This window comes from Tessaracoccus pujii (assembly GCF_055326215.1).
In genome coordinates this window covers 100,899-126,657 of sequence record NZ_JBUZNP010000006.1, presented here as the reverse complement: position 1 = coordinate 126,657, position 25,759 = coordinate 100,899, and the positions used below count along the sequence as shown (strand labels likewise).

The following is a 25,759-nucleotide window of genomic DNA, read 5'->3' as shown; positions in this document are numbered from 1 at the left end:
GGTGGTCCGTCCTCGGGTAAGACTTGAGGCATGGACGCTTACGAGTTCGATGGAGACTGGTCGGGGCAGCTCATCGCCACCTCGATCCACGCCGGCCATGACCTGCGCCCCGACATCGCCGAGCTGTCGATCCTCAGCGAGGACGACCGGCTCCGGGAGGAGGACCCGTTCACGGACCGGATCGCCTCCCTCGCACCGGCCCGGGTGCTGGTGCACCGCTCCCGGTTCGAGACCGACCTCAACCGGGTCCGCGAGAAGACCGTCTACCGCCGCCCCGAGGATGCCTGGGGCCTCCACATGTGGTCCGAGGACCCGCTGCCCGACGACGTGGTGGCCCGCTCGCTCGAGGTCTATGACGGGTTCTTCGCCGAGCTGGGCGAGCGTCTCGACGAGGTGGCCGCCCGCGGGCCGTTCGTGATCTACGACGTGCACTCCTACAACCATCGCCGGCACGGCGAGGAGGCCGAAGCCGAGCCCTGGGAGGAGAATCCCGAGGTCAACCTCGGCACCGGCAGCGTGGACCTGGACCGCTTCTCGCCGGTGGTGGAGGCATTCCGCGGTTCCATGCTGGGGCAGGGGTTCGACATCCGGGAGAACGTCAAGTTCAAGGGCCAGAACCTCGCCTGGTGGGTGCACGGACGCTATCCGGGTGTCGGCTGCGTGCTGGCGATCGAGTTCAAGAAGACCTTCATGGACGAGTGGACCGGCGAGCCGGACGACGCGCGGGTCGCGTTCCTCGCCGAGGCGCTCGGCCGCACCATGGACCCTGTCCTGCAGGCGCTGTCCCGATGACCGAGCCCAATCCGCTGGCGGTCATCGACAGGGCGATCGACCACCAGCTCTCCCAACTCGGGCAGAGCTTCCGGTTCGTCCTCGACGTCACCCCCGTCGACGCCGACGACGTCAAGGACGAGTTCCTCGGTGGCGGCGTCGACGAGCCGGCCTTCGCGTACCGGGAGCTGGAGACCGACCCGGAGGTCCTGCAGACGGTCCTGGAGCGGATCGACGTGGGCGCGGTCCGGGACGCGACGGTCGCGGCGCTGCTGCGCAGCAAGCAGCGGGAGCTGGGCCTGCAGCTGGCCATGCTCCGCGCCCGCGACTCGGCGGACTTCCGCGACCTCAGCGTCGAGCTGTACGGCGGCGTGCACCGCGACCTCCTCACGGCCGCCGAGGCCATCCTGGCACGCGTCGAGCCGCAGTCATGGGGCGGGGACCGCCTGACCGCGGAGCAGTTCCTGGACCTGGCCCGCGAGGAGATCGACTACTACCGGGCCCTGGAACCGGACGTGGACATCCACGCCGAGATCCGGCCGGATTCCACGGGCGTCATGGTGTCGGGGAACCTGCTGCTCATCGGGCCGGAGTCCTCGGTGGCGGGCGAGCGCGCCGTCGCGCTGATCCAGCACGAGGTGGGCACGCATCTCGTCACCCACGTCAACGGCTCCCACCAGCCGTTGCAGGTGCTGGGCACCGGGCTCGCGGGGTACGACGAGACGCAGGAGGGCTTGGCGGTGCTGGCCGAGGTGGCCTGCGGCGAGTTGACGGCCTCGCGGATGCGGCAGCTGGCGGGCCGCGTCGTCACCGTGCACCGCATGCTGGGTGGCGCGAGGTTCCGCGAATGCTGGGAGGGCCTCATCGAGGCCGGCTTCCATCCGGGCGGCGCGTTCACGACGGTGATGCGCGTCTTCCGCTCCGGCGGGCTCACCAAGGACGCGATCTACCTGCGGGGCCTGCTGGACCTGCTGGCCCACCTGCGGGGCGGGGGAGTGCTGGACGCGCTGTTCCTCGGCAAGTTCTCGCTGGTGGATCTACCGTTGGTGGACGAGCTCGCCAGCCGGGGTGTGCTCCACCCTCCCGTCCTCCTCCCGCGCTGGTTCGACGACCCGGCCGGCCGCGAGCGGCTCGACGAGGCCTCCCGCATCACAGACCCCATCGCACTGATCCAAGGAGTTTCCTCATGAAGATCGGCTTCGTCGTCAACGACGTCCTCACCGAGAAGTCCACCTACACCACCACCCGGCTGGCCATGCACGCCACGAACATGGGCCATGAGGCATGGCTTCTGGGCATGGGTAACTTCGCCTACGAGCCGGACGGCTCACTGAGCGGCCGGGTGCGAGGCGGGCAGGGAAAGAACTACCGCTCCCTGGAGCGCTACCTGGAGGACGTGCAGCGGCCGGACGTGGAGCAACGGTTGTCGCTGTCGGAGTTCGATGTCGTCATGCTGCGCAGCGACCCGGCGGACGACGCGCAGGGCGCGGCGTGGGCCAACAACGCCGGTGTCGCGTTCGGCCAGCTCATCGCGTCGACGGGGGTGCTGGTGGTCAACGATCCCGGTTCCCTGGCCAACGCGCTGTCGAAGGCCTATTTCCAGCATTTCCCTGAGGTGGTGCGCCCCCGGACCCTGATCTCGCGAGACCGGGACCAGATCGCGGCATTCGTGAGCGACCTCGGCGGGAAGGCGGTGCTCAAGCCGCTGCAGGGCTCCGGTGGCAGCGGCGTGTTCCTCGTCAACACCGAGGAGTCCCCCAACCTCAACCAGATCATCGAGGCCATCGCCCGCGACGGTTACGTGGTGACCCAGGAGTACCTGGAGGAGGCGAAGAACGGTGACGTGCGCATGTTCGTCATGAACGGGCAGCCGCTGCAGGTCAACGGCAAGTACGCCGCGTTCCGGCGGAAGTCCGGGGGCTCCGATCCTCGTTCCAACATGTCTGCCGGAGGCCAGGCCCTGGCGGCGAAGGTGACCGACGAGATGCTCGGCCTGGTCGACGTGGTGCGGCCGAAGCTGGTGGCCGACGGGATGTTCCTCGTGGGGCTCGACATCGTGGGCGACAAGCTGATGGAGGTCAACGTGTTCAGCCCCGGTGGCCTCGGCAGCTGCCAGGCGCTGTACGAGGAGAACTTCGCGATCCCGATCATCCAGGACCTCGAGCGCAAGCTCGACGTCCGCCGCCACAACCCGGGCCTGGACAACGTGAACCTGGCCACCCTCTGAGCGGCCGTCACGCACTCCCACACGTGCTGGGGTGGAAGATTCGGGCGGGGGCGCGTGCCGCGGGTTCCGGATCCTCGCGCATCCCCAGGGCCAGGACGCGGGTCGGAGGCTAGGGCAGGGGCAGGATCTCGATCCAGTTGGCGCCCAGGCCGACGTCGTGCCGCGACACCTCGGTCAGCGCCCCGTCGGCGTCAGGCCGGTACAGCGCGACGACCCTGTCGATCTCGGAGGCCACGAGCAGGCTGTCGTCGGGCAGCACGACGAAGTGCCGCGGCTGGGCGACCACGTCCGAGTGCGCCGTCGCCGCGCCGAGGGTCCCGTCCGCCGCCACGTCCACGGCAGTGATCGTCCCGCGCGTGCGTTCGGAGCTGTACAGCCGGCGACCGCCCTCTGCGAGGCGGAGGTCCGCGCACCAGATGAGGTCCTCCTCACGCGGCTTGGCCCCGAAGCGGCTGTGCGACAATCCCCGGTCGGTGGGGATGTTCGTGACCGCCTCGGCCGCCTCCAGCAGGCCGGTCTCCGGGTCACGGAGGTAGCGCAGCGCCTCGCCCGAGTACTCGGTGTTGACGTAGAGCGAGGTCTGGGCGGCGTCGAAGATGAGGTGCCGAGGGCCGGAACCCTCCGGTGCGGCGACGGTGGGCGGGTCCAGCGGCGTGAGCACGCCGTCGGTGCCGACCGCGAACTGCGCCACCAGGTCCTCCCGCAGCGACACGAAGTACGCGAAGCGGTCGTCCGAGCTCACCTGCACGCTGTGCATGTTCTGCCGGTGCAGCGTGTCACCGACGGGGGTGAGGGCACCGTCGTCGGCGACGGTCCACACCTCGCCGACGTGGTCGTGGTACGAGGCGCTGAAGAGCAACCCGCCGTCGGAGCTGAGCGTCAGGTAGACGGGGGCGCCGTTGGCGGGGTACGCGCCGAGGATCTCGAGGGCGCCGGAGGGAGCGAGGCGCAGGACGGTGATTCCCTTCGGGTCGCTGGTGCCGGCGAAGACAAGGCCGTGCTCACGGTCGACGGCCAGCGGGAGTCCGGGCGCGACGGCGGTGGTGGCCACCTCCGTCAAGGCGCCGTCGGCGAGCCGCAGCGCGGTGATCGTGCCGTCCTTGGAGTTCGCGACGAGAGCGAGGAGGGGTTCCATGCCGCCAGCCTAGCTTCAGGGCTCGATCACCAGGGCTGGGCAGGAGTCAGGCGCGGTTTTTGTTCCTCCAGTGCGGGACTCGGGGGCCTGTGAGGCCCGACCACCGTGCTGGACGAACATAAACCGCGTGATTCGACGGATGGCGGTGAGGCCGGGGAGGCCAGGGGGTTCGTGGAGTGTGCGCCTGAGCGAGAACCCTGAGCGCGTTCGCATCTTTGGGAACGGGGTTGAGCGGAGGTGGCTCAACTCGAACTTGAGCCCGGCGGGCTCATGTGGTTAACTTGAGTGAACCCGGCTCAAGGCCCTGAAACCAGACTTGTCTCCACAGGAGGAACCCCCATGGCTCGTGCAGTAGGCATCGACCTCGGCACCACCAACTCTGTCGTCGCCGTCCTCGAGGGTGGCGAGCCCACCGTCATCCCCAATGCGGAGGGTGCCCGCACCACCCCGTCGGTCGTGGCGTTCTCGAACTCCGGCGAGGTCCTCGTCGGCGAGGTCGCCAAGCGTCAGGCGGTCACCAACGTGGACCGCACCATCCGCTCCGTCAAGCGCCACATGGGCACGGATTGGAAGACCACCGTCGACGGCAAGGACTACCGCCCCCAGCAGATCAGCGCGTTCGTGCTGCAGAAGCTGAAGCGCGACGCCGAGGCCTACCTCGGGGAGTCCGTCACCAACGCCGTCATCACCGTTCCCGCGTACTTCTCCGACGCCGAGCGTCAGGCGACCAAGGAGGCGGGCGAGATCGCCGGCCTCGTCGTGGACCGCATCATCAACGAGCCCACCGCGGCCGCGCTGGCCTACGGCCTGGACAAGGGCGGCGCTGAGCAGACCGTCCTCGTCTTCGACCTCGGCGGCGGCACCTTCGACGTGTCCCTACTCGAGATCGAGGGCGGCGTGTTCGAGGTCAAGGCCACCAAGGGAGACAACCGCCTCGGCGGCGACGACTGGGACGCCGTGGTGGTGGACTGGCTGGCCACGCAGTTCAAGAACAAGCACGGCGTGGACCTGGCCAAGGACAAGATGGCTCGCCAGCGCCTGCAGGAGGCGGCCGAGCGCGCGAAGATCGAGCTGAGCTCGGCCTCCGAGACCTCCATCAACCTGCCCTACATCACCGCCTCGTCCGAGGGCCCGCTGCACCTGGACGAGAAGCTCTCCCGCTCCGAGTTCCAGCGCATGACCCAGAACCTGCTGGACCGCTGCCGCGCGCCCTTCAACGCGGTCATCTCCGACGCGAAGACCTCGGTGAACAAGATCGACACTGTGCTCCTGGTCGGCGGCTCCACCCGCATGCCCGCCGTCGTGGACCTGGTCAAGGAACTCACCGGCGGCAAGGAGCCCAACAAGGGCGTCAACCCCGACGAGGTCGTGGCCCTGGGCGCGTCCCTGCAGGCCGGTGTGCTCAAGGGCGAGGTCAAGGACGTGCTGCTCCTCGACGTCACCCCGCTGAGCCTCGGTATCGAGACCAAGGGCGGCGTGATGACCAAGATCATCGAGCGCAACACCACCATCCCGATCAAGCGCTCGGAGGTGTTCACCACCGCTGAGGACAACCAGCCCGCCGTGATGATCCAGGTGTACCAGGGTGAGCGGGAGTTCGCCCGCGACAACAAGTCCCTGGGCAACTTCGAGCTGACCGGCCTCCTGCCGGCGCCCCGCTCGGTGCCGCAGATCGAGGTGACTTTCGACATCGACGCCAACGGCATCGTGCACGTCGGCGCCAAGGACCTGGCCACCGGCAAGGAGCAGTCCATGACCGTGACCGGCGGCTCGGCCCTCGGCAAGGAGGACATCGACCGCATGGTGCGCGACGCGGAGTCGCACGCCGAGGAGGACCGCAAGCGCCGCGAGGCCGTCGACATGCGCAACGAGGGCGACGCACTGGTGTTCCGCACCGAGAAGCTTCTGGCCGAGCACGCCGATACCATCGGTGAGGACGTCAAGGCTCCGGTCGTGGAGGCCACCGAGGCGCTCAAGGAGGCACTCAAGGGTGAGGACAACGACGTGGTGAAGACCGCGATCGACGACCTCAACACGAAGGCCGCGTCCATGGGCCAGGCCATCTACGCCGCCGCCCAGGCGAGGCAGGCCGAGGAGTCGGCCCAGTCCGAGTCCTCCACCGGGTCCGCCCAGGAGGGTGAGGACGACGTGGTCGAGGCCGAGATCGTCGAAGAGGAGAAGGACAACAAGTGACCGATTCGCAGTTCGTACCGAACGGCGAGGCTGTGGGTGAGGGCGTCCAGGCGGCGCCCTCACCCGAGGCCGTTCAGGACCAGGACGCCGCTGAGGCCCGACGGGAAGAGGCTCAGACCCTCGATCCCGGCGCGGGCAGGGTGGCAGAACTCGAGGCGCTCGTCGCCGAGAGGACCCTGGACCTGCAGCGCGTGGCAGCCGAGTACGTCAACTACAAGAAGCGCGTGGACCGGGACCGCGACCTTGCCCGTCAGTCAGGGATCGAAGCCGTCGTGGGAGACCTCATGCCGGTGCTGGATCACATCGAACTGGCCAGGCAGCACGAGAACATCGAGGGCGGCTTCAAGATGATCGCCGACGAGTTGCAGAAGGTCGCGGCCAAGCACGGCCTGACCATGTTCGGGGCGGTGGGCGAGGAATTCGATCCGAACCTGCACGAGGCGCTCATGTCGGTGCCTCTCGACGAGCCGGTCTCGGTGGTGACCATCTCCCAGGTCATGCAGCAGGGTTACCTGCTCGGCTCGAGGGTCATCCGGCCCGCGCGCGTCGCCGTGGCCAACCCCTGATCACAGACACCGGCAGAAGGGAGATGATCGACAGATGAGCACGAAGGACTGGCTCGAAAAGGACTACTACAAGGTCCTCGGCGTCTCCAAGAGCGCCAGTGCCGATGAGATCAAGAAGGCGTTCCGCCAGATCGCCAAGGACAACCACCCGGATCAGAATCCGGACAACCACGCGGCGCTGTCCCGCTTCAAGGAGGCGTCGGAGGCCAACGCCATCCTCAGCGACACCGAGAAGCGCAAGGAGTACGACGAGGCACGAAGCCTGTTCGGCGGCGGCTTCAAGTTCACCAGGCCCGGCCAGGGCGGACCGGCGGGGTTCGAGGACCTCCTCCGCAACGCCCAGGCCGGCCAGGGCAACGCCGGATTCGGCGACATCTTCGGTGGGCTGTTCACCCAGACGGGTGCCACCCGTCGGGCGACACAGCGCGGCCCACGTCGAGGTGCCGACATCGAGGGTGATGTGACCATCACCTTCGAGCAGGCGGTCGAGGGCGCGACGGTGACGATGCGCACCATCTCGGATCAGCCGTGTGCGTCGTGCCGGGGCACCGGCGCCAAGGCCGGCTCACTGCCTCGGGTCTGCCCGCGATGTGAGGGGTCCGGCATGCAGTCGACTCAGGCCGGTGGCGTGTTCCACATGAGCGAGCCGTGCACAGAGTGCCTGGGACGCGGTCTGATCGTCGATGACCCGTGCCCGGACTGCGAGGGATCGGGCCGCGGCCGCTCCACCAAGACCATGCAGGTGCGCATCCCGGCCGGGGTGTCCGACGGTCAGCGGATCCGGCTCAAGGGGAAGGGGGCGGCCGGCGAGAACGGCGGCGCCCCGGGAGACCTGTACGTGAGCGTGAAAGTCAAGGCTCACCGGCTCTTCGGACGCAATGGCAGCAACCTCACCCTGGAGGTGCCCGTCACGTTCGCCGAGGCGTCGCTCGGCGCGGAGATCACCATCCCCACGTTGGGCGGCGCCAACGTGAAGCTTCGGGTGCCGCCGTCGACCCCCAACGGCCGCACGATGCGGGTGCGCGGCAAGGGCGCCCGCAAGTCGGACGGCACCATGGGAGACCTCCTGGTCACCCTCAACGTGCAGGTGCCCGATGACCTGAGCGACGAGGCCAAGCGGGCTCTCCAGGAGTACGCGGAGAAGGCGCACGAGACCAACCCCAGGGCCTCCCTGTTCGGCGGGTGAGAGCATGACGAGCCTGCCCCAGCTGTTCGACATCGACGCGGCCGTCTTCCCGGTGTCCGTCGCGGCCTCGTTGGCTGACATGCACGCGCAGACGTTGCGCGGCTACGACAGGCTGGGCCTGGTGGTGCCGCAGCGCGCTCGAGGCAGGGGCCGGCGGTACTCCCTCAGGGATGTGGCCAAGCTCCGCCACGTCCAGCACCTCAGCCAGACCGAGGGCATCAACCTGGAGGGGATCCGGCGCATCCTCGCGCTGGAAGCCGAGGTCGAGGGGCTGCGGGATCAGGTGGAGCGGCTGACCGACACCATTCGCCGGCTGCAGACGCACGAGGCGGCGATGCGCATCTTCACCGCCGAGTCCTCGGGCGCCGTCCACGCCGGCCGGTCCCGCCCGGTCCGCCGCCTCGCGCTGCCGCCCTCGGTGGCCGGATAGGCGTCCCCCAGGGGCGATTCGGGGGCAGAATCAGGGGGACACCCCCTGTGACAAGCGCCGGAAACGCGGCACACTGGTAAGACACGCCGGGTGAGTCGCCCGGATGGAGGAGGACACATCATGACGCACCACGAGCACGACGAGGTCCCCACGGCAACCTTCCTGGACGCCGAGGACACCAAGGACTTCGAGCCTGAGCCCGAGCTCGGGCCGGAGCACGAGCAGGTGACGGCGGCGGATCCGCAGGATCGAGTGTCGCCGGAGAACATCGGGGAGAACCTCAAGAAGGTGGCCGCCGAGGCCGCCTTCGCCGCCGTCGGCTTCGCCGGTTTCGTCGGCGACAAAGCCAAGACCTTCTACGAGGAGCAGCAGCGCCAGTATGTCGCCGCTCACCCGGACAACGACTCCACCGAGGGCGCCAAGGCGTTCCTGGCCCAGATGCGCGATCAGATCAACAAGTTCGTGGAGGAGCTCACCAAGGGCTACCGCGAGATGGCGGACAGGGGTCGCGGCGAGGCTCGCCATGGAGCTGAGGACGAGGAGCAGGACGGCCCGGAGGTGCCCGGACCCCCCGCGTCCTAGACTGCTGGCATGTCCGACGAGCTGGTTCCGCACAGGCGCCTTCGCGCCGGAGACGCAGACCGTGATGCGGTCCTGACCGTGCTCCAGCGTGCCCACGCGGAGGGGCGGCTGACGGTCGAGGAGCTGGGTGAGCGGCAGGATGCTGCGATGCACGCCCGCTACACGGACGAGTTCGTCAGGCTTGTCGAAGATCTGCCCGAGGGGCTGGAGCTGGCGACCACCACGGTCGCCCGGCTCCAGCCCCTTTCGCATGCCGAGCCGGCGGTTGCCGTGGGTGCGCCGTCGTTCACGATCATGAGCGGCCGCGAGGTTGACGTCGCCCCCGGCACCACCCTGTACCGCAACGTCGCATGGTGGGGCGGCGACACCATCCACCTCGACGACGTCATGGGCCCAGGGGTCGTGCTCACGATGGAACTCTCCGCCGTCATGGCCGGACACGACATCTACGTGCCTGCCGGGGTGCGGGTCATCGACGAGTCCATCGCGGTCATGGCGGGCAACGACATCGAGGGCCCCGCCCGAGGAGACGGTTCGAACGGAACGCTCGTCCTGAAGGGATTCCTGTTCTGGGCAGGTAGCGACGTGAGATTGTCGCGCCGAGCGCAGGCGCCCACCCGCTGAGGCATTTGGCAAGACGCGGTTTGCGTAATTCCGAAGTTAGGTTAGCCTAACTTCCGTGACGATCGCGACGCTGATTGAGAAGGCGCAGTTCCGCCTCGCCAAGACGAGGGCCCGGGGCGCCATGGCGGCCACGCCGCGGGCCCGTGGGCACCGCCTGGTCGCGGCCGAGGTGATCGCCGTGACCTCCCCGGCCGCCTCGGTCAGGCGGATCACCCTCCGCGCCGCCGAGTTCGTCGGGCTCGAGTGCGTGGGCGCAGATGAGTACTTCGGGCTCCTCATGCCCGGTGGGTCGGGGCAACTCGTGCTGCCGGACGCCGAGCGGTTCAACATCCGCGCCGCCGTCGCGGAAATACCCGAGGGTGATCGCCCCGTGCTGCGCTGGTACACCGTCCGGCGCCACGATCCCGGCGCCGGCACCGTCGAAGTCGACATCGTCACGCACGGCACCGACGGCCCCGGCTCCGCCTGGGCGCTTGGGGCCGCCCCGGGTGATCGGGTGGGCTTCCGCCAGTGCGGCGCCCTCTTCCTCCCCGGCGCAGCCTCGCGCCTCTGCTTCGTGGTCGACGAGACCGCCGCCCCGGGCCTGGCCGCGATCCTTGAGGCTCACGACCTGGACCCCGACTGCCGGATCATCGTCGAGACCCCCGATGTCGCGCACCTGACGCCGCTGTCCTGGCATCCGGGCCTCACCGTCGTCACCCGCGACGGGGCGGCGCCGGGTGAGCGGGCGTTGGGGCTCCTGCGCGAACTCGACACCACGTCGTACGACTACTTCTATCTCTGCGGGGAGAGCGACCTCGCTGCCGCATGCCGCCGTCTCCTCGTCATCGAGCGCGGCGTCGTGAAACAGCAGGTGCTCTTCTCCGGCTACTGGAAGCTCGGCCAGGCACGCGCCTGACCGTCCCTGCCCTACGAAACAAGGAAACCCATGTCACTTCTGTCCCGCGTCGCGGGCGCGGTTGCCGCCGTGCTCGCTCTCAGCGCCTGCAGCACCGGCCCGGCCGCGACCTCGAGCCCCGACAGCACGTCGTCCGCGACGGTGGCCTCGTCGGAGGCCACCGCTGCCGATGCCTTCCCGGTCACCGTGGCCCACGCCCTGGGCGAGGCGGTGATCGAGGCGGAGCCCACCCGCGTCGCCACCATCGGGTGGACCGACCACGAGACCCTCGTCTCGCTCGGCGTCGTGCCGGTCGGCGCCGTGAAGATCACCTGGGGCGGTAACGCCGCCGGCTCCACGGACTGGTTCGACGCCGCCGTCGCCGAGTTGGGCGGCGACCAGCCCACCCGCTACGACGACTCAGCCGGGGCACCGATCGAGGAGATCGTCGCCCTCGAACCGGACCTCATCCTTGCCACCAACTCCGGCCTGACACAGGAGGAGTACGACACGCTGAGCAAGGTGGCGCCGGTGGTCGCCTACCCGGAAGCGCCCTGGTCCACCTCCTGGCAGGACTCGCTCGAGCTCGTCGGCCGGGCTGTGGGTCGCAGCGACCGTGCGGCCGAGGTGGAGGCCGACACCACCTTCCTCCTGGAGGAGGCCGGAGCGCAGTACCCGGAGATCGCGGGCACATCCGCCGCGTGGATCTGGTTCGCTGCCGCCGACTACTCGAAATTCGGCGTCTACAGCGCCACCGACGCCCGTCCGCGTTTCCTCGACGCCGTCGGCTTGCAGACCCCTGCCATCGTCACCGAGTTGAGCGCCGGCGCACCCGGCCAGTTCTCCGTCGACGTCTCCGCCGAGCGGGCATCGGAGTTCGACGCCGATGTGATCGTCTTCTACACCGACGACTCGGTGAAGCTGGCCGACATCCAGGCGGCGCCGCTCATCCAGGATCTACCGGCGCTGAAGACCGGCGCGTTCGTGGCCTCGGGCGACCCGACGCTTGCCCTGCCGCTGTCCAGCCCCACCCCGCTCAGCATCCCCGTCGCGGTCGAGAAGTTCCTGCCGCTGCTGGCGGAGGCCGCCGCGAAGGTCCAGTGACGCTGCCGCGGGCGGCAGGCGGCGCGATCGCCGTCGGCTGTCTAGTGGCCGCGGCGCTGGCCTCGTTCGGGCTCGGTGCGGTGAGCGTGCCGGTGGGTGACGTCGTCGCGTTCCTCACCGGCCGCGAGCCCGTCTCCGCCGCGATCCTCGTCGCCCGCGTGGACCGGACCCTCGTCGGCCTGGTCTGCGGGGCGGCCCTCGCCCTGTCGGGCGCCATCCTGCAGGGGATCACCCGCAACCCACTCGCGGATCCGGGCCTGCTCGGGATCAACGCCGGGGCGGCGCTGGCGATCGCGTTGGGCGTCGTCACCGGAGTGGGGGCCTCCCAGGGCACCATCGTGGGCCTCAGCCTGCTGGGTGCAGTTGCCGCCGCGGGGTTCGTCGCGCTGCTCAGCCGCGGCCGCACCGATCCGGTCCTGCTCGTCCTCCTCGGCGCCGCCGTCACCGCCGCCTGCTTCAGCGCCGTGTCTGCGGTGACGATCCGCAACCAGGCCGCGCTCGAGGTGATGCGCTTCTGGCAGGTGGGCTCGATCGGCGGCCGCGGTCTCCCGCTGCTCCTGCCCTCGCTGCCCGTCCTCCTGGCCGGCGCCGCGATGACCGTGTGGGCCGGCGCCACCCTCAACACCCTCGCGGTTGGCGACGACCTCGCCACCGCGCTCGGGACCCGAACCCGGCGCGCGCGGGCGCTACTGGGCACCGGCGCGGTGCTGCTGGCCGCAGGGTCGGTCGCGGTGGTCGGCCCCATCGGGTTCGTCGGTCTCGTCGTGCCGCACATCGTCCGGCTGCTCGTCGGTCCCGACTACCGCATCGTCATCGCCGGGTCACTGGTGCTCGGGCCCGTGCTGCTGCTGACCGCCGACATCATCGGCCGTGTGGTCATGCCGCCCGCGGAGATCTCCGCAGGGCTGGTCGTGCTCCTGCTGGGCGCGCCGGTTCTGGTGGCGCTGGTGCGCAGGTCGGTACACGCGTGAGCGCCGCCGCGCTCCGGGCCGCGACCGTGCGCCGCCGTCGGTTCGTGACCGGCGCCGCAGCGGTCACTGTGGCCGGGCTGTTTGTGGCCCGCGCCCTGCTGGGCGACTACCAGATCGCGGCTTTCGACGCGCTGCGCATCCTGGGCGGCGAGGATCTGGGCTCGGCCAGCTTCATCTTCCTGGAGACCAAGCTGCCGACGGTGCTGGTCGCGCTGGCCGCCGGGCTCGCCCTCGGCGGGTCGGGCGCGGCCCTCCAGTCCATGCTGCGCAACCCGCTGGCCAGCCCCGAGGTCATGGGCGTGACCCTGGGCGCCAGCGCGGCCGCGGTCACCGGGCTGGTCATGTTCGGTCTCACGGGCGCCCAGGTCACCGCGGCGGCGTTCGCAGGCGGACTGGCGGTGGCGCTCGGCATCTTCGTGCTGTCGGGTGGCGCCCACTCGGCGTCCAACCGGATCATCCTCATCGGCCTCGCGCTCGCGTTCGCGCTGCAGGCGGTCATCCACTGGGTGCTGATCCGCGGCAGCGTCTATCAGGCACGCGACGCCATGCGCTGGCTGAGCGGCAGCCTGGGGTCCATGACGTGGGACGGGGTGGCGCGGCTGTGGGTGGCCGTGGCGGTCGGGCTGCCGCTGCTGCTGCTCCTCGGCCGGCCGCTGCGGCTGGTCGAAGTGGGCGACGACCTGGCAGGCGGGCTCGGCGTCCGCGTGCCCCGCGTGCGGCTCGGCATCCTTCTGGTGGTGGTCCTGCTCACCGGCGCCGCGACCTCTGTGGCGGGGCCCATCGCCTTCGTGGGCCTGCTGGCCGGGCCGATCGCGCGGCGGCTCAACGCCGGCCGGTCGTCCCTGCCCCTGGCGGCACTGGTGGGTTCCGTCGTCGTCCTGGCCGCCGACCTGCTGGGCGACGCGCGCTGGCCGTGGGGCCCCCTGCCGGTGGGGATCATCACCGGGCTTCTCGGCGCGCCCATGCTGGTGGCGCTGCTGCTGCGTTCGACCTCGGAGGAGGAGATCCATGGGTGAGCTCATCGCGCGATCGGTGACGCTGGGCTACGGCGAGCGCGTCGTCGCGCGGGACCTCGACGTGCACGTGCCCGCCGGGCGGATCACGAGCATCGTCGGGCCCAACGGCTGCGGTAAGTCGACGCTGCTGCGCGGGTTCAGCCGGCTGCTGGCACCGTCGTCGGGGCAGATCCTCCTCGACGGCGATGACGTGGCCACGCTCCCCGCCCGCGCGCTGGCCCGCCGGCTGGGGCTCCTGCCGCAGGCGCCGGTCACACCAGAGGCGATGGCGGTCGCCGAGCTGGTGGGGCTGGGGCGACACCCGCACCGGGCGATGCTCGGCGGCTGGTCGCGGGCCGACCAGGACGCCGTCGACGAGGCGCTTGCGATGACCCGCACCGCTGAGCTGGCGGGGCGCCGGGTGGATCAGCTGTCCGGCGGTCAGCGGCAGCGCGTGTGGATCGCCACCGTGCTCGCGCAGCGCACCGCGACCCTGCTGCTCGACGAGCCCATCTCGTTCCTCGACATCGCCCGAGCCGTCGAGGTACTCGACCTCGTCGTCGACCTCAACCGGCAGCGGGGCACGACGGTGGTGATGGTGCTGCACGACCTCAACCTCGCCGCCCGCTACAGCCACCGGCTGATCGCGATGCGCGACGGGGCCGTGGTGGCCGCGGGCGCGCCGTCGGACGTGGTGACCGAGGACATGGTGCGCGACGTGTTCGGTGTGCCGAGCCGGGTCATCCCCGACCCGGTCTCCGGCACCCCGTTGGTGGTCCCGGTCGGCCGCCACCAGGGGGCTGCCGACTGAGTGCACGTGGGGGCGCTGATGTCAGCCGGGACTGGAGTTGGCGGGGCCCCTTCGGGTCGGTGCGGGATCAGATCATCGGCGTGGTGTGCCAGATCCGCTGCAGGTAGTCGCGCATCGAGCGGTCCGAGCTGAAGTACCCGCTGCGAGCCACGTTGAGGATCGAGGAGCGGGTCCAGGCCGCCTGGTCGGCGTAGCGCGCCTCGACCCTGGCCTGGGCGTCCACGTAATCCTCGAAGTCCGCCAGAGCCATGAAGCGGTCCTGGTGCAGCAGGTTGTAGACCACGGAGTCGAACATGTGCCGGTCCCCGTCGCTGAACTCGCCTGCCAGGATGAGGTCCAGCGCCGCCTTGAGCTGAGGGTTCGACTCGTAGTATGAGCCCGGGTTGTACCCCTTGGCGCCCAGCTCGGCCACCTGTGGCTCGGACATCCCGAACAGGAAGAAGTGCTTGTCGCCCACCAGGCGGCGGATCTCGACGTTGGCGCCGTCGTCCGTGCCGATGGTGAGTGCGCCATTGAGGGCGAACTTCATGTTGCCGGTGCCGGAGGCCTCCATGCCGGCCAGTGAGATCTGCTCAGACAGGTCGGCGGCCGGGATCAACTTCTCGGCCAGCGTGACGTTGTAGTTGGCCGGGAACGCCACCTTGAGGCGACCCTCGAGCCTCTCGTCGGCGTTGACCTTCTTCGCCACGCTGTTGATGAGGTGGATCGTGTCCTTGGCCATCCGGTAGCCAGGGGCCGCCTTGGCGCCGAACACGACGGTGCGCGGAGTGACGTCGGAGGCGGCGAGCTTGCCTGAGATGACCTGCTCGTACAGCGAGACGATGTGCAGGATCTTGAGCGACTGGCGCTTGTACTCGTGCAGGCGCTTGACCATCACGTCGAGCATGTGGCCATGCGGGAGTTCGATGCCGTCGCGCTGCCGCAGCAGGTTGGTGAGGCGGGTCTTGTTCCACGCCTTGACCTCCCGGAAACTCGCCTGGAACTCCGGCTCATCGGCGCACGTCTCGAGCTCCTTGAGGCGCTCCAGGTCGGTGACCCATCCGGGGCCGATGACGTCGGTGATGAGCTCGGCGAGCTTGAAGTTGGCCATCCGCACGAAGCGACGCGGGGTCACGCCGTTGGTCACATTGGTGAACTTGTCCGGCCACATCTCGGAGAAGTCCGGGAGCACCTTGTCGCGCAGCAGCTGCGAGTGCAGCTCGGCCACGCCGTTGACCTTGGTGCCGGCGACCGTGGCGAGGTACGCCATGCGCACGCCGCGCTCCGGGAACTCGGCGATCATCGACATCCGACGGGCGCGCATCTCGTCGCCGGGGAACGCCTCGCGCACCTCGGCGAGGAATTCCTCGTTGATCCGGAAGATGATCTCGAGGTGGCGCGGGAGCAGCCGGCCCAGGAGATCCGTCGACCACACCTCGAGCGCCTCGGGCAGCAGCGTATGACAGGTGTAGGCGAAGCAGGACTTGGTGACCTCCCACGCCTCGTCCCACTCGAAGCCCTTCTCGTCGATGAGGATCCGCATGAGCTCCGGGACGCCGATGACCGGGTGGGTGTCGTTGAGTTGGAAGATGATCCGCTCGGACAGGTTGTGCAGGTCGAAGCCCTCTTCGAGCTCGTTGTTGATGAAGTCGTGCAGCGAGCAGGCCACGAAGAAGTACTGCTGCTGAAGGCGCAGCTCCTTGCCCTGCGGCGTCGAGTCCTCGGGGTAGAGCACCTTGGAGATGTTCTCGGCGAAGGTCTGGGCGCGCACGGCCTGGGCGTAGTCGCCGGCGTTGAAGATCTGCAGGTCGAACGCCTTGGTGGCGGCGGCGCTCCACAGGCGCAGCGTGTTCACGCGGCCGTTGAGGTATCCGGGCACCATGTAGTTGAACGGGATCCCCAGCACGTTCCAGGCCGGGACCCAGCGGCTGCGCTCGCGGCCGTCGCCGTCGAGGTAGGTCTCGGTGTGGCCGCCGAAGCTGACCTGCACACCGGCCTCCGGGTGGGGGAACTCCCACGGGGAGCCGAGCGCGAGCCACGTGTCGGGCTGCTCCACCTGGCGGCCGTCGACGAAGGTCTGCCTGAAGATGCCGTACTCGTAGCGGATGCCGTAGCCGATGCTCGGGACGTCCATGGTGGCCATGGAGTCGATGAAGCAGGCGGCGAGGCGGCCCAGGCCGCCGTTGCCGAGGCCGGGTTCCACCTCCTGTGCGCGCAGAGTGGGCAGATCCAACCCGCAGAGCTCGAGGCCCTGCGCGGCGATGGCGTTGAGATCTGTGGCGAGCAGCGCGTTGCCCAGCTGGCGGCCGAGGAGGTACTCGGCCGAGAGGTAACCGATGGTCTTGACCTTCGCCTCGCGCGTCTTGCGGTTGGTCTCGAGCCAGCGGGCCATCAGGTAGTTCTTGACGGTGCTGGCGAGGGCGAGGTACTGGTCGTTGACGCTGGAGAGGGACAGCGGAACGCCCTGATTGGTGTTGAGTTCGTGCAGGAATTCGCGCACGAAGCCGTCCACGGAGAAGGGCGGCGCGCTCACGGGGGCCGTGGCGAGCGGGTGCGTCGGGGTGGACGCGGGCCCGTAGGTGCGGGTGTCGGTGTTCGGCGTCTCGTCCGCGGGCAACAGACGTCCGGGCGGCGCAATATCAGGCATGCGCACAGATTAGTTCAGCCACGGCGGAAAGTCCCAACTGCTGGGCGTGGCCGGGGGCGCCGCCCAGGTCAGGGTGAGGGGGCGCTCAGACTTGCCAGCGCTCCAGGGTGTAGGAGCCCGCCCAGAACAGCTCCTCGTAGTAGGTGGCGTCGACGAAGGCGGTCAGCATCCGCCCCCTGGTGACGGCGTCGGTGCCCGCGGCGGCGTCGTCGAGAAGCGTGATCGCCTCCCGGGTGACGTGCTGGAAGGCGGGGTCCGCGTAGGCGGCCACCCAGCCGGCGTACGGATGCGGGCTCAACGAGGCGGCGCGATCGGCCAGCGTGGCGCCCACGTCTGCGTACACCCAGAAGCAGGGCAGCACCGCTGCGACCCCCACCTCGTACGCCTCGAACGCGGTGGCCGCCAGGAGCGAGTTCACGTAGGCGCGCGTGGTGGGGGAGGCGACGGCGGGGCGCGGGAGGCCGCGGAGCCTGTCGTCGGCCAGCAGGGCGTCGTGCATGAGGACCTCCGCCTGGACGGCCTCGCCGGCGCTCCGTGCCCAGAACGCGGCGGCCCGGGAGGTGGGGGCGCGGGAGGCGAGGGTCGCCAGGGCGCGGGTGTAGCCGCGGAGGTAGAAGTCGTCCTGTCCGAGGTACTCGACGAAGCGGTGCGGCTCGAGGGTGCCGTCGGCCAGCTCGGTGAGGAGTGGGAGGTGGTCGATGCGGGCGCGGATTCCGGCGGTGGCCGCCCAGGCGCGGGCGCTGAACTCGCCTGGCTCCCAGCCGATGCTCACAGCCCCACCTCCGCGCGGCCGACGAGGTGGTCCACGGGGCCGTGTCCGGTGTCCGGCGTGCGGCTGAGGCGCCAGTGGGAGCCGGATTCGAGGGCGCGCATCAGGTAGTCGCGGGCCTCCTCGACGGACTCGAGCCGGACGCCGGTGCCGCGGGTGTCGCCGCGGCGGGCCGCCACGGCCGCGATCGCCGAACTGAGCGTGCAGCCGGTGCCGTGGGTGTGGCGGGTGCGGATGCGGGGGCCGGTGAGCAGGGCGAACGTGTCACCGTGGGCGTAGACGTCGGTGAGCTCCGAGTCGGTGAGGTGGCCTCCCTTGGCCAGGACGGCGCGTGCCCCGGCGGCGACGAGTGCGCGGGCCTGCCGGATGAGACCGTTGGTGTCGGTGACCGGGTCCTCGCCGAGGAGGGCTGCGGCCTCTGGGACGTTGGGGGTGACGACGTCGGCGAGGGGGAGCAGGCGGGTGCGGACCACGTCGACGGCGTCGTCGGTGAGGAGGGCGTCGCCGGAGGTGGCGATCATGACCGGGTCCAGGACGATGAGGCCCGCGTCGGCTCGGCGCTGCTCGAGGACGTCGGCGACCGCGGTGGCCACGGCGGCGTTGGACAGCATCCCGAGCTTGGTCGCGGCCACAGGGAGGTCGTCGAACACGGCGAGGATCTGGTCCCGCACGAAGGCGGCGTCGACAGGCCGGGCCGCGCGGACGCCCTGGGTGTTCTGGACGGTGAGGCCCGCCAGCGCCGCGGCGCCGTATACGCCGAGCGCGGTGAACGTCTTGAGGTCCGCCTGGATCCCGGCGCCCCCGCTGGGATCCGAGCCGGCGATGCTGAGCACGATCTTCGGGGTGGTCACGGAATCCTCCAGAGGGCGAGCAGCTCGGCGGCGGCCGCGCGAGGGTCTGGTGCGGTGGTGATGGCGGAGACCACGCAGACGCCGTCGACGCCGGTGGCGATCACCTGCGCGGCGTTGCGGGCGTTGATGCCGCCGATGGCGACCGTCTTGGCTCGTCCGCCGGCGCGACGGGCGAGCCGGGCGGCGCCGTCGAGGCCGAGCCCAGCGGCGGCGTCGGTCTTGGTCGGGGTGTCCCAGAGCGGAGAGAGACCGAGGACGTCGGCGGTCTGGTCCTCGAGCTCGTGGGCGAGCTGGGCGTCGGTGGAGATACTGAGGCCGATGAGGAGGTCGGGGCCGAGGCGGCGTCGCGCCTGGCGGATGTTGCCGTCGTCCTGGCCCTGGTGGAAGTGCAGGCCCAGCTCCTCCGCGACGTGCAGGCGGTCGTTGATCACGAGTGCCGGGGCCCTGCCGGTCTGGTCAGCGGCACGTCGGGCCGCGTCGACGCAGGCGCGGGCGAGAGCGAGGAACTCGTCGCTGGGAAGGTCCTTGTCTCGGACCTGCACCACCCCGGCACCGCCCAGGACGGCCTGCTCGACCATGCCGGGGACGTGTGCCGGGCCGCCCGACATCGCCGAGTCGGTGACGTAGTAGAGGCGCCAGTCGACGGCATCGGCCAGCCCGGGGCGCGCCTGGGTCACGGCCGTTCCCGCGGCTCGCCGGACGTGGCCTCGTCGGCCTCCTCGAGGGTGACCAGGGACGCGACCTCGTCGGGGGTGAGGGCGTGCAGGGCGTCGAGCCAGGCGGTCCGGAAGCTGGCGGGGTGCTGCGCCTGGCGGGCGGCGGTGAGGCCGGCGGCGCCGAAGACGGCGTGCGCGGCGACGACGGCGTCGTGGGCGCTGTGGCCGGTGGCGCGTGCGGCGCCGAGGGCGGCCGCGACCGTCGCGCCCAGCGCGCACCCCGTCCCGATGACCAGCGGCATGAGGGGGTCCCCGCCCGTGACGCGGGTGGTGCGGCCTTCGCTGACGATCACGTCGACGGGGCCGGAGATCGCGACGACGGCGCCCGTCTGTCGCGACATCTCGCGGGCGGTCTCGACGGCGGCCTCCACCTCGTCGGTGGCGTCCACACCGCGACCGCCGCCGCTCGCCCCGGCCAGGCCGAGGATCTCGGAGGCGTTGCCGCGGATGGCGGCGGGACGGTGGGCGAGGAGGTCGCGGGCGAGCTGGGTGCGCACGGGAAGGGCGCCCACGGCGACCGGGTCGAGGACCCAGGGGGTGCCGGCCCGGTCCGCCGCCGCGGCGGCGCGACGCATGCCCTCGTGTTGCTCGCTGAGGCCGTTGCCGACGTTGACGAGCAGCGCCGAGGCCACCGTCGCGAAGATCTCCGCCTCCTCGGGGAGGTCGATCATCGCGGGCGCGGCGCCGACGGCGAGCAGCACATTTGCAGTCACCTCGGGCACGACGGTGTTGGTCATGCAGTGCACGAGTGGTGTCGCGGTGCGTACGGCGCTGAGGATCGCGGTGACGGTGGTGGTGCCGTCGTGGGTGTGGGCTCCGCCAGCGCCGGCGCCGGCGCCGGCGCCGATGGTGAGGGTGGGGATGGTCATGGAGGTGGCTCCCTTCGCTAGCACGACCTAGATCAGGTGTTGCGGGTGTGTTCTCAGCCCCTACCTCGGGGCACCCCGGCTGTGATCGAGCCTACCAGGGGTGGTTCACGGGCCGGACCCCCACCCGCGCGCGGATCGTCAGGGGTCCACGGGCGCGGAAACGATCCACCAGTGCGGGTGTCCCCGCCTGGGTCCACGCGGGGACACCCGCACTGGTGGATCGTTCCCGCGGCCCAGGGCGCCCCACTCAGTCCGCGACGGCGGCGCGGGCCGCCACGAACGCCGCGACACTCGCGTCCAGGTCCTCCCGCGACAATCCCGCCGACATCTGGGTCCGGATCCGCGCCGCACCCCGAGGCACGACGGGGAAGGAAAACGCCCGTACGTACACTCCCCGCGCGAGCACCTCATCGGCCATCCGGGCGGCCAGGACGGCGTCGCCGAGCATCACCGGCACGATCGGGTGGTCCGACTCCGGAATCTCGAAACCCTCCTCCACCATCCGGCGGCGGAAGTAGGCCGTGTGCCCGGCCAACCGGTCCAGCAGATCCGACGACGTCTCCAGCAGGTCCAGCGCAGCGATGGTCGCGGCGGCGATCGACGGTGCCAGCGAGTTGCTGAACAGGTACGGCCGCGACCGTTGACGCAACAGTTCCACCACCTCCCTCCGTGCGCAGGTGTAGCCGCCCGATGCCCCGCCCAGCGCCTTGCCCAGCGTGCCGGTGAGGATGTCCACCCGCTCCGTGACGCCGAACCGCTCCGGGGTACCGGCCCCCGTGGCGCCGACGAAGCCCACCGCGTGCGAGTCGTCCACCATCACCAACGCGTCGTACTCATCGGCCAGCGCGCAGATCTCGTCGAGCGGTGCGACGTAGCCGTCCATCGAGAACACGCCGTCGGTGGCGATCACCCGGTGGCGCGCCCCCCGCGACGCCTCAAGCTGCGCGCGCAGGTCCGCCATGTCGCGGTTGCGGTAGCGGTAGCGGGCGGCCTTGCTGAGGCGGACGCCGTCGATGATCGACGCGTGGTTGAGCTCGTCGGAGATGATCGCGTCGTCCGCGCCGAACAGGGTCTCGAACAGTCCACCGTTGGCGTCGAAGCACGAGGAGTAGAGGATGGTGTCCCACCCGTCGTGCCCGTTCCTCCCGCTGCGCAGGAACGCGGTCAGGCGCGCCTCCAGGTCCTGGTGCAGCGTCTGCGTGCCGCAGATGAACCGGACCGACGCCATGCCGAAGCCCCAGCGGTCGTACGCCCGTTCGGCCGCGTCGATGAGCACCTTCGAGTTCGCCAGCCCCAGGTAGTTGTTGGCGCACAGGTTGATCACCTCGCCTGACGGCGTGCCGACGTGCGCGGCCTGCGCCGTCGTCAGCGGCGCCTCCGTCTTGTACAGCCCGTCGTTCCGTAGCTGCGTGAGCTCGCCGCGGATGTGGTCCAGGAATGACATGGTGGTCCTCACTCGTCCCAGGTCAGGATGACTTTGCCCGCGTGCCCGGCGGCCGCGACGTCGAACGCCTGGCGGAACGACGCCGCGGGGAATCGGTGCGTGATGACACCCGAGATGTCCAGCCCGGAGCGCAGCAACGCGCTCATGGCGTACCAGGTCTCGAAGATCTGCCGCCCGGTCACGCCCTGGATGGTCAGCATGTTGAAGATGATGGTGGCGAAGTCCACTTCCAGCGGCCTCGTCGGGGTGCCAAGCAGCGCGATCCGACCGCCGTGTGTCATGTGCTGGATCATCGACGTGAGCGCCGCGCCCGAGCCGGACATCTCCAGGCCGATGTCGAATCCCTCGTGCATGTCGAAGCGCCCGTAAACATCCGCCAGGTTCTCCCGCGACACGTTGACGGTGTTACTCAGGCCCACCCGTCGCGCCAGTTCCAGCCGCTCGTCGCCCAGGTCCGTGATGACGACGTTGCGCGCACCCTGGAACTTCGCGACGAGGGCGGCCATGATGCCGATCGGCCCGGCGCCGCTGACGAGCACGTCCTCCGCCAGCGCGGGGAACTGCAGCGCGGCGTGGACGGCGTTGCCGAACGGGTCGAAGATCGCCGCGACGTCCGGGTCGACGGGCGAGTTGTGCACCCACACGTTGCCCGCCGGCATGGCGAAGTACTCGCAGAATGCGCCGTCGACGTGGTAGCCGATGCCGCGGGTGTTGCGGCAGAGGTGCCGCCGCCCGGCCAGGCACGCCCGACAGCGCCCGCACACGTAGTGCCCCTCGCCGGAGACGAACTGGCCCACATCGAGACCGGTCACCGACGAGCCGAGCTCCACGATCTCGCCGCAGAACTCGTGTCCCAGCACCCGTGGGGTGGTGACCACCTGCGACGCCCAACCGTCCCAGCCGTCGATGTGCAGGTCGGTTCCGCAGATGCCTGTCCGCATCACCCGGATCAGGACCTCGTTCGAACTCGGGGTGGGGCGCGGCAGCTCGATCAACTCCAGCCCCGGGCCCGGCCGCGTCTTCGCCAGCGCCAACATGTGCCCCATCGTGGCAGATACCCCCGCCAGGCACGACTGAGGGGCGGGATCGCTAGGTTGGAGGCCGATCCGTCATCGACGACGGCGCCGGACACGAGAGGGGGAGCAGTGGGCCCAGTGGTGCGCACCGTCACGTTCAACACCGGCTTCGACGATCACTTCCTCGTCGACGGCGTGACCTGGGGCGGCGTCGAGCAGGCGCGCTCGTTCGAGTCGGTGCCCTCCGGCAAGGGCGTGTTCGTGGCGCGACGGGTGGTGCAGTGCGGCGTGCCGGCGCACGCGTACTACCTGATCGGGGAGGGCGAGCGCGCGCTGCACGGGGGCGCCGTCGAGGCAGCGGGCGTGACCGTGCACAGCGTCCCGGTGCCGGGGCGCACCCGGCACAATCTGACGCTCCTCATGGAGGACAGGGTGGCTGCGCACATGGTCTCGCCGGGGTATCAGCTGGCCTCGGCCGCCCAGGCCGAGGAGTTGCTGGCGCGGGTGGTCGCGGATGCGCAGCCGGGTGACGTCGTGACGCTCAACGGGTCCGTCCCCGCGGTCGTGCCGCCGGATGCGCTCGCCGGCACGGTGCGGGCGCTCGTTGCGCGGGGAGCGCGGGTGATCTCGGACAACCAGGGCCCGTACCTCGCCGCGGCCGTCGGCACCGGTCTGCTGTCGGCCGTCAAGCCCAACGACGACGAGGTCCGCGCGCTCGGAGCGCTCCGCCGGGCCGACGACGTGGCCGGGCACCTGGCGACGCTGGCGGGCCACGGGGTGGGGTTGCCGATCATCACGCTCGGCGCCGGAGGGGTGGCCTATCTCGACGGTGGGGTCGCGTGGCGGGGCGGATGCCCGGTGGATCGGCCGCGGCTGTCGGTGGGGGCGGGTGACGCGTTCGTGGCGGGGCTGGCCGTCGGGGTGCTCGAGGGTCGCGGCGTGCGCGACACCGTGGCGTGGGCGTCGGCCTGCGCGGCCGCCCACGTGGCAGGCGTCCACGACGCAGCCTTCCGTACCGCCGCACTGGGTGGTGTCGCCCGGTTCCGTTCGGAACCGGCCTAGCCGGCTCCCTTTCCGCGGGCGGTGGACGGACGTAGGCTGGCGACATGTGTCGCAACATCCGGCCCTTGAACAACTTCGATCCCCCCGCCACGCACGACGAGGTGCACGCTGCCGCCCTGCAGTACGTGCGGAAGGTGGCGGGCTTCACCAAGCCGAGCAAGGCGAACGAGGAGGCGTTCCTGCGCGCTGTCGAGGCCGTGGCGGCCGTCACGGATGACCTGCTCGACGAACTGGTCACCACCGCCCCGCCCAAGGACCGCGACGTCGAACGTATCAAGGCGCAGGCCCGCGCCGTCAAGCGCTACGGCACCGAGGTGGCGTCGTGAGCGCCGCGGCCGAGTTGCACGTCGGGGCCACGCTGACGCCGTCGAAGCTGGAACTCCTGCAGCAGTGGCTGCCCGGCCAGCACTGGTTCAAGGGAGACCACGCCACGCTCGAGCGCGCCGCCTACTTCCGCTTCGTCGACCCTGCCGGCGAGGTGGGCCTGGACTGCATGGTGGTGCGCTCCGGCCTGGAGTACTACTTCGTTCCGGTGACCTGGCGAGCGGCACCCCTTGACGGCGCGGACCTCATCGGCACGCTGGAGCACTCCGAACTCGGGCTGCGGTACTGCTACGACGCGGCCACTGATCCGGTGTTCGTCGACGAAGCGTCGCGCGTCATCCGGGAGGCGGATCACCAGGCCGACCTCCGCGATGCGCACGGCGCGCAGCTGCCCATCTCCATGACCGCCCAGGGCACCGGAACGCTCCCGGGCGAGGGCGAGCGCCTGGAGGTCATGCGCCTGCTCGAGCGCGCCATCCCCACGCCGGACAACGCGGCCGGCTCACTGATCGGACGGTGGACGGACCACGACGGCCCGCGGCACGACGTGCTGGCCATCCTCCACTGAGGGGACCTGCCACGGCGTCCGCAGGGTCGCGGCGCGACGAGCCGCTAGAAGCCGAGGCCTTTCGCCATCGACCGGATGTGTTCCGCGCTGGCGCGCAGCCGCGACAACTCCTCGCCCGAGACCGGGAGCTCCAGTTGCGTCCCCGCGCCGTCGCGCCCCACCACCGTCGGCACCGCCATGCACACGCCCGAGATGCCGTGCCAGCCCTCCAGCATCCGCGACACCGGCAGCACCCGACGCTCGTCGCGTAGCACCGATTCGATGATCCTCGTGGCCGCCAAACCGATGGCGTAGTTGGTGGCTCCCTTGCCCTCGATCACCTCGTAGGCGGCGTTGACGACGCGGTGGGCGATGGCCTCGCGCTCCGCCGCGCCCAGCCGCCCCGTCGTGCGCTCCCATTCCGTCAACGGCACGCCGCCGATGGTGGCGGTACTCCACATCGGGGTCTCGGTGTCGCCGTGCTCCCCGCACACGTAGGCGTGGACGTTGCCCACCGCGACGTCACAGGTGGTGGCGATCAGTTGCCGCAGCCGCGACGAGTCCAGCACCGTGCCGGATCCGAAGAGGCGGTTCGACGGCAGCCCACTGATCTTCAGCGCGGCCTGCGTGGTGACGTCCACAGGGTTGGTGACCATGATGAATGTCGCGTTCGGCGACCGCTCAACCAGCGGGGGGATAACTTTCTGCATGAGGGACACCGTCGACCCGGCCAGGTCCATCCGGGTCTGGCCCGGCTTCTGCTTCGCCCCGGCGGTCACGACGACGACGTCCGAGCCCCGCGTGATGTCCACGTCGTCTGAGCCTTCGATCACCGCCTCGGGGAGGAACTGGCCGCCGTGCGCCAGGTCCAGAGCCTCGGCGCGCACCTTGGGTCCGTTGACGTCGTGAAGCACCACCCGCCTGGCCACGCCTCGGATGAGGGCCGCGTAGGCCAGTGATGATCCGACCGCGCCGGCGCCGACGATGGCAAGCTTGGCGCCTTCTCTGAACTGAGTCCCTGTCATGACACCGATCCTCTCATCCGCGGGCGAGCAGCTCCGCG

Annotated in this window: 26 protein-coding genes and 1 riboswitch; of the genes, 17 read left to right on the top strand and 9 right to left on the bottom strand. The window is 70.4% G+C overall.

Annotated features, from left to right (window positions below; all coding sequences use genetic code 11):
* The first annotated feature begins 30 nt into the window (after positions 1 to 30).
* Genes ACZK5N_RS10315 through ACZK5N_RS10305 form a run of 3 tightly spaced genes read left to right on the top strand, consistent with a single transcriptional unit; the run spans position 31 to position 2,998 of the window.
* Positions 31 to 792, top strand: a complete 762-nt coding sequence (locus ACZK5N_RS10315) for an N-formylglutamate amidohydrolase (RefSeq protein WP_459018724.1) — start codon at positions 31 to 33, stop codon at positions 790 to 792.
* Positions 789 to 1,961, top strand: coding sequence for a peptidase MATCAP family protein (locus ACZK5N_RS10310; RefSeq protein WP_463624888.1), 1,173 nt, complete (start codon positions 789 to 791; stop codon positions 1,959 to 1,961). Before ACZK5N_RS10315 ends, ACZK5N_RS10310 begins: the two co-directional genes overlap by 4 nt.
* Entirely contained in the window at positions 1,958 to 2,998 is a 1,041-nt protein-coding gene (locus ACZK5N_RS10305; RefSeq protein ID WP_459018726.1) for a glutathione synthetase, read from the top strand. Before ACZK5N_RS10310 ends, ACZK5N_RS10305 begins: the two co-directional genes overlap by 4 nt.
* A gap of 109 nt (positions 2,999 to 3,107) precedes the next feature.
* On the opposite strand, the gene ACZK5N_RS10300 is transcribed toward ACZK5N_RS10305, so the two are convergent.
* On the bottom strand, positions 3,108 to 4,133 hold the full coding sequence (locus ACZK5N_RS10300) for a lactonase family protein (RefSeq protein ID WP_463624887.1): 1,026 nt from the start codon (positions 4,131 to 4,133) through the stop codon (positions 3,108 to 3,110).
* Positions 4,134 to 4,472: 339 nt separating this feature from the next.
* Here ACZK5N_RS10300 and dnaK point away from each other — a divergent pair, with 339 nt between their 5' ends.
* From dnaK to ACZK5N_RS10245, 11 genes are all read left to right on the top strand, one after another.
* On the top strand, positions 4,473 to 6,326 hold the full coding sequence (dnaK, locus tag ACZK5N_RS10295) for a molecular chaperone DnaK (protein ID WP_459018728.1): 1,854 nt from the start codon (positions 4,473 to 4,475) through the stop codon (positions 6,324 to 6,326).
* Positions 6,327 to 6,358: 32 nt separating this feature from the next.
* Positions 6,359 to 6,892, top strand: coding sequence for a nucleotide exchange factor GrpE (locus ACZK5N_RS10290; RefSeq protein ID WP_459020464.1), 534 nt, complete (start codon positions 6,359 to 6,361; stop codon positions 6,890 to 6,892).
* 34 nt (positions 6,893 to 6,926) lie between these two features.
* On the top strand, positions 6,927 to 8,078 hold the full coding sequence (gene dnaJ / locus ACZK5N_RS10285) for a molecular chaperone DnaJ (RefSeq protein ID WP_463624886.1): 1,152 nt from the start codon (positions 6,927 to 6,929) through the stop codon (positions 8,076 to 8,078).
* A gap of 4 nt (positions 8,079 to 8,082) precedes the next feature.
* Entirely contained in the window at positions 8,083 to 8,508 is a 426-nt protein-coding gene (locus ACZK5N_RS10280; protein ID WP_459018730.1) for a heat shock protein transcriptional repressor HspR, read from the top strand.
* Between the two features lie 120 nt (positions 8,509 to 8,628).
* Complete coding sequence (locus ACZK5N_RS10275; RefSeq protein ID WP_463624885.1) at positions 8,629 to 9,090, top strand: hypothetical protein; 462 nt, start codon at positions 8,629 to 8,631, stop codon at positions 9,088 to 9,090.
* Between the two features lie 9 nt (positions 9,091 to 9,099).
* Entirely contained in the window at positions 9,100 to 9,714 is a 615-nt protein-coding gene (locus tag ACZK5N_RS10270) for a DUF1707 SHOCT-like domain-containing protein (RefSeq protein WP_463624884.1), read from the top strand.
* Between the two features lie 55 nt (positions 9,715 to 9,769).
* Positions 9,770 to 10,612, top strand: a complete 843-nt coding sequence (locus tag ACZK5N_RS10265; RefSeq protein WP_463624883.1) for a siderophore-interacting protein — start codon at positions 9,770 to 9,772, stop codon at positions 10,610 to 10,612.
* A gap of 30 nt (positions 10,613 to 10,642) precedes the next feature.
* Entirely contained in the window at positions 10,643 to 11,695 is a 1,053-nt protein-coding gene (locus ACZK5N_RS10260; protein ID WP_463624882.1) for an iron-siderophore ABC transporter substrate-binding protein, read from the top strand.
* Positions 11,692 to 12,666: a FecCD family ABC transporter permease gene (locus tag ACZK5N_RS10255; protein ID WP_463624881.1), complete on the top strand. Its 975-nt coding sequence runs from the start codon at positions 11,692 to 11,694 to the stop codon at positions 12,664 to 12,666. Before ACZK5N_RS10260 ends, ACZK5N_RS10255 begins: the two co-directional genes overlap by 4 nt.
* Positions 12,663 to 13,682, top strand: a complete 1,020-nt coding sequence (locus ACZK5N_RS10250) for a FecCD family ABC transporter permease (protein WP_463624880.1) — start codon at positions 12,663 to 12,665, stop codon at positions 13,680 to 13,682. Before ACZK5N_RS10255 ends, ACZK5N_RS10250 begins: the two co-directional genes overlap by 4 nt.
* Complete coding sequence (locus ACZK5N_RS10245) at positions 13,675 to 14,472, top strand: ABC transporter ATP-binding protein (RefSeq protein ID WP_463624879.1); 798 nt, start codon at positions 13,675 to 13,677, stop codon at positions 14,470 to 14,472. The genes ACZK5N_RS10250 and ACZK5N_RS10245 overlap by 8 nt, the downstream gene beginning before the upstream one ends.
* Before the next feature lie 67 nt (positions 14,473 to 14,539).
* Here ACZK5N_RS10245 and ACZK5N_RS10240 read toward each other — a convergent pair whose 3' ends face one another.
* The 7 genes from ACZK5N_RS10240 to tdh form a co-directional block, all read right to left on the bottom strand.
* Positions 14,540 to 17,098, bottom strand: coding sequence for a glycogen/starch/alpha-glucan phosphorylase (locus ACZK5N_RS10240; protein ID WP_463624878.1), 2,559 nt, complete (start codon positions 17,096 to 17,098; stop codon positions 14,540 to 14,542).
* A gap of 85 nt (positions 17,099 to 17,183) precedes the next feature.
* Positions 17,184 to 17,870: a TenA family protein gene (locus tag ACZK5N_RS10235; RefSeq protein WP_463624877.1), complete on the bottom strand. Its 687-nt coding sequence runs from the start codon at positions 17,868 to 17,870 to the stop codon at positions 17,184 to 17,186.
* The gene (thiD, locus tag ACZK5N_RS10230; RefSeq protein ID WP_463624876.1) at positions 17,867 to 18,718 is read right to left on the bottom strand and encodes a bifunctional hydroxymethylpyrimidine kinase/phosphomethylpyrimidine kinase; all 852 of its coding nucleotides are present in this window, start codon (positions 18,716 to 18,718) and stop codon (positions 17,867 to 17,869) included. The genes ACZK5N_RS10235 and thiD overlap by 4 nt, the downstream gene beginning before the upstream one ends.
* Complete coding sequence (gene thiE / locus ACZK5N_RS10225; RefSeq protein ID WP_463624875.1) at positions 18,715 to 19,395, bottom strand: thiamine phosphate synthase; 681 nt, start codon at positions 19,393 to 19,395, stop codon at positions 18,715 to 18,717. The genes thiD and thiE overlap by 4 nt, the downstream gene beginning before the upstream one ends.
* Positions 19,392 to 20,303, bottom strand: coding sequence for a hydroxyethylthiazole kinase (gene thiM, locus ACZK5N_RS10220; RefSeq protein ID WP_463624874.1), 912 nt, complete (start codon positions 20,301 to 20,303; stop codon positions 19,392 to 19,394). The genes thiE and thiM overlap by 4 nt, the downstream gene beginning before the upstream one ends.
* Positions 20,296 to 20,391, bottom strand: a riboswitch (TPP riboswitch). (Overlaps the previous gene by 8 nt.)
* Positions 20,392 to 20,550: 159 nt before the next feature.
* Positions 20,551 to 21,747: a glycine C-acetyltransferase gene (kbl, locus tag ACZK5N_RS10215; protein WP_463624873.1), complete on the bottom strand. Its 1,197-nt coding sequence runs from the start codon at positions 21,745 to 21,747 to the stop codon at positions 20,551 to 20,553.
* Positions 21,748 to 21,755: 8 nt separating this feature from the next.
* A complete protein-coding gene (gene tdh, locus ACZK5N_RS10210; RefSeq protein ID WP_463624872.1) occupies positions 21,756 to 22,784 on the bottom strand; it encodes an L-threonine 3-dehydrogenase, zinc-binding type in 1,029 nt (342 codons plus the stop codon).
* Positions 22,785 to 22,892: 108 nt separating this feature from the next.
* On the opposite strand from tdh, the gene ACZK5N_RS10205 reads away from it, so the two are divergent.
* From ACZK5N_RS10205 to ACZK5N_RS10195, 3 genes are read left to right on the top strand one after another with little or no spacing between them, the layout of a single operon-like run.
* Entirely contained in the window at positions 22,893 to 23,825 is a 933-nt protein-coding gene (locus ACZK5N_RS10205; protein WP_463624871.1) for a 1-phosphofructokinase family hexose kinase, read from the top strand.
* A 44-nt stretch (positions 23,826 to 23,869) separates the two neighbouring features.
* Positions 23,870 to 24,151, top strand: a complete 282-nt coding sequence (locus ACZK5N_RS10200; protein WP_463624870.1) for a DUF2277 domain-containing protein — start codon at positions 23,870 to 23,872, stop codon at positions 24,149 to 24,151.
* Positions 24,148 to 24,717 carry a maltokinase N-terminal cap-like domain-containing protein gene (locus ACZK5N_RS10195; protein ID WP_463624869.1) on the top strand — a complete coding sequence of 190 codons (570 nt, stop codon included), beginning with the start codon at positions 24,148 to 24,150 and terminating at the stop codon, positions 24,715 to 24,717. Before ACZK5N_RS10200 ends, ACZK5N_RS10195 begins: the two co-directional genes overlap by 4 nt.
* A 44-nt stretch (positions 24,718 to 24,761) precedes the next feature.
* Here ACZK5N_RS10195 and ACZK5N_RS10190 read toward each other — a convergent pair whose 3' ends face one another.
* A complete protein-coding gene (locus ACZK5N_RS10190) occupies positions 24,762 to 25,721 on the bottom strand; it encodes an L-lactate dehydrogenase (RefSeq protein WP_463624868.1) in 960 nt (319 codons plus the stop codon).
* Positions 25,722 to 25,759 lie beyond the last annotated feature (38 nt).

Coding starts and splice junctions, on each gene's coding strand:
- ACZK5N_RS10245 (WP_463624879.1), top strand. CDS start 13,675: ATGGGTGAGCTCATCGCGCGATCGGTGACGCTGGGCTACGGCGAGCGC.
- kbl (WP_463624873.1), bottom strand. CDS start 21,747: ATGTCATTCCTGGACCACATCCGCGGCGAGCTCACGCAGCTACGGAAC.
- ACZK5N_RS10315 (WP_459018724.1), top strand. CDS start 31: ATGGACGCTTACGAGTTCGATGGAGACTGGTCGGGGCAGCTCATCGCC.
- ACZK5N_RS10200 (WP_463624870.1), top strand. CDS start 23,870: ATGTGTCGCAACATCCGGCCCTTGAACAACTTCGATCCCCCCGCCACG.
- ACZK5N_RS10310 (WP_463624888.1), top strand. CDS start 789: ATGACCGAGCCCAATCCGCTGGCGGTCATCGACAGGGCGATCGACCAC.
- dnaK (WP_459018728.1), top strand. CDS start 4,473: ATGGCTCGTGCAGTAGGCATCGACCTCGGCACCACCAACTCTGTCGTC.
- ACZK5N_RS10240 (WP_463624878.1), bottom strand. CDS start 17,098: ATGCCTGATATTGCGCCGCCCGGACGTCTGTTGCCCGCGGACGAGACG.
- tdh (WP_463624872.1), bottom strand. CDS start 22,784: ATGTTGGCGCTGGCGAAGACGCGGCCGGGCCCGGGGCTGGAGTTGATC.
- ACZK5N_RS10270 (WP_463624884.1), top strand. CDS start 9,100: ATGTCCGACGAGCTGGTTCCGCACAGGCGCCTTCGCGCCGGAGACGCA.
- thiM (WP_463624874.1), bottom strand. CDS start 20,303: ATGACCATCCCCACCCTCACCATCGGCGCCGGCGCCGGCGCCGGCGCT.
- ACZK5N_RS10260 (WP_463624882.1), top strand. CDS start 10,643: ATGTCACTTCTGTCCCGCGTCGCGGGCGCGGTTGCCGCCGTGCTCGCT.
- dnaJ (WP_463624886.1), top strand. CDS start 6,927: ATGAGCACGAAGGACTGGCTCGAAAAGGACTACTACAAGGTCCTCGGC.
- ACZK5N_RS10190 (WP_463624868.1), bottom strand. CDS start 25,721: ATGACAGGGACTCAGTTCAGAGAAGGCGCCAAGCTTGCCATCGTCGGC.
- ACZK5N_RS10280 (WP_459018730.1), top strand. CDS start 8,083: ATGACGAGCCTGCCCCAGCTGTTCGACATCGACGCGGCCGTCTTCCCG.
- ACZK5N_RS10305 (WP_459018726.1), top strand. CDS start 1,958: ATGAAGATCGGCTTCGTCGTCAACGACGTCCTCACCGAGAAGTCCACC.
- ACZK5N_RS10275 (WP_463624885.1), top strand. CDS start 8,629: ATGACGCACCACGAGCACGACGAGGTCCCCACGGCAACCTTCCTGGAC.
- ACZK5N_RS10300 (WP_463624887.1), bottom strand. CDS start 4,133: ATGGAACCCCTCCTCGCTCTCGTCGCGAACTCCAAGGACGGCACGATC.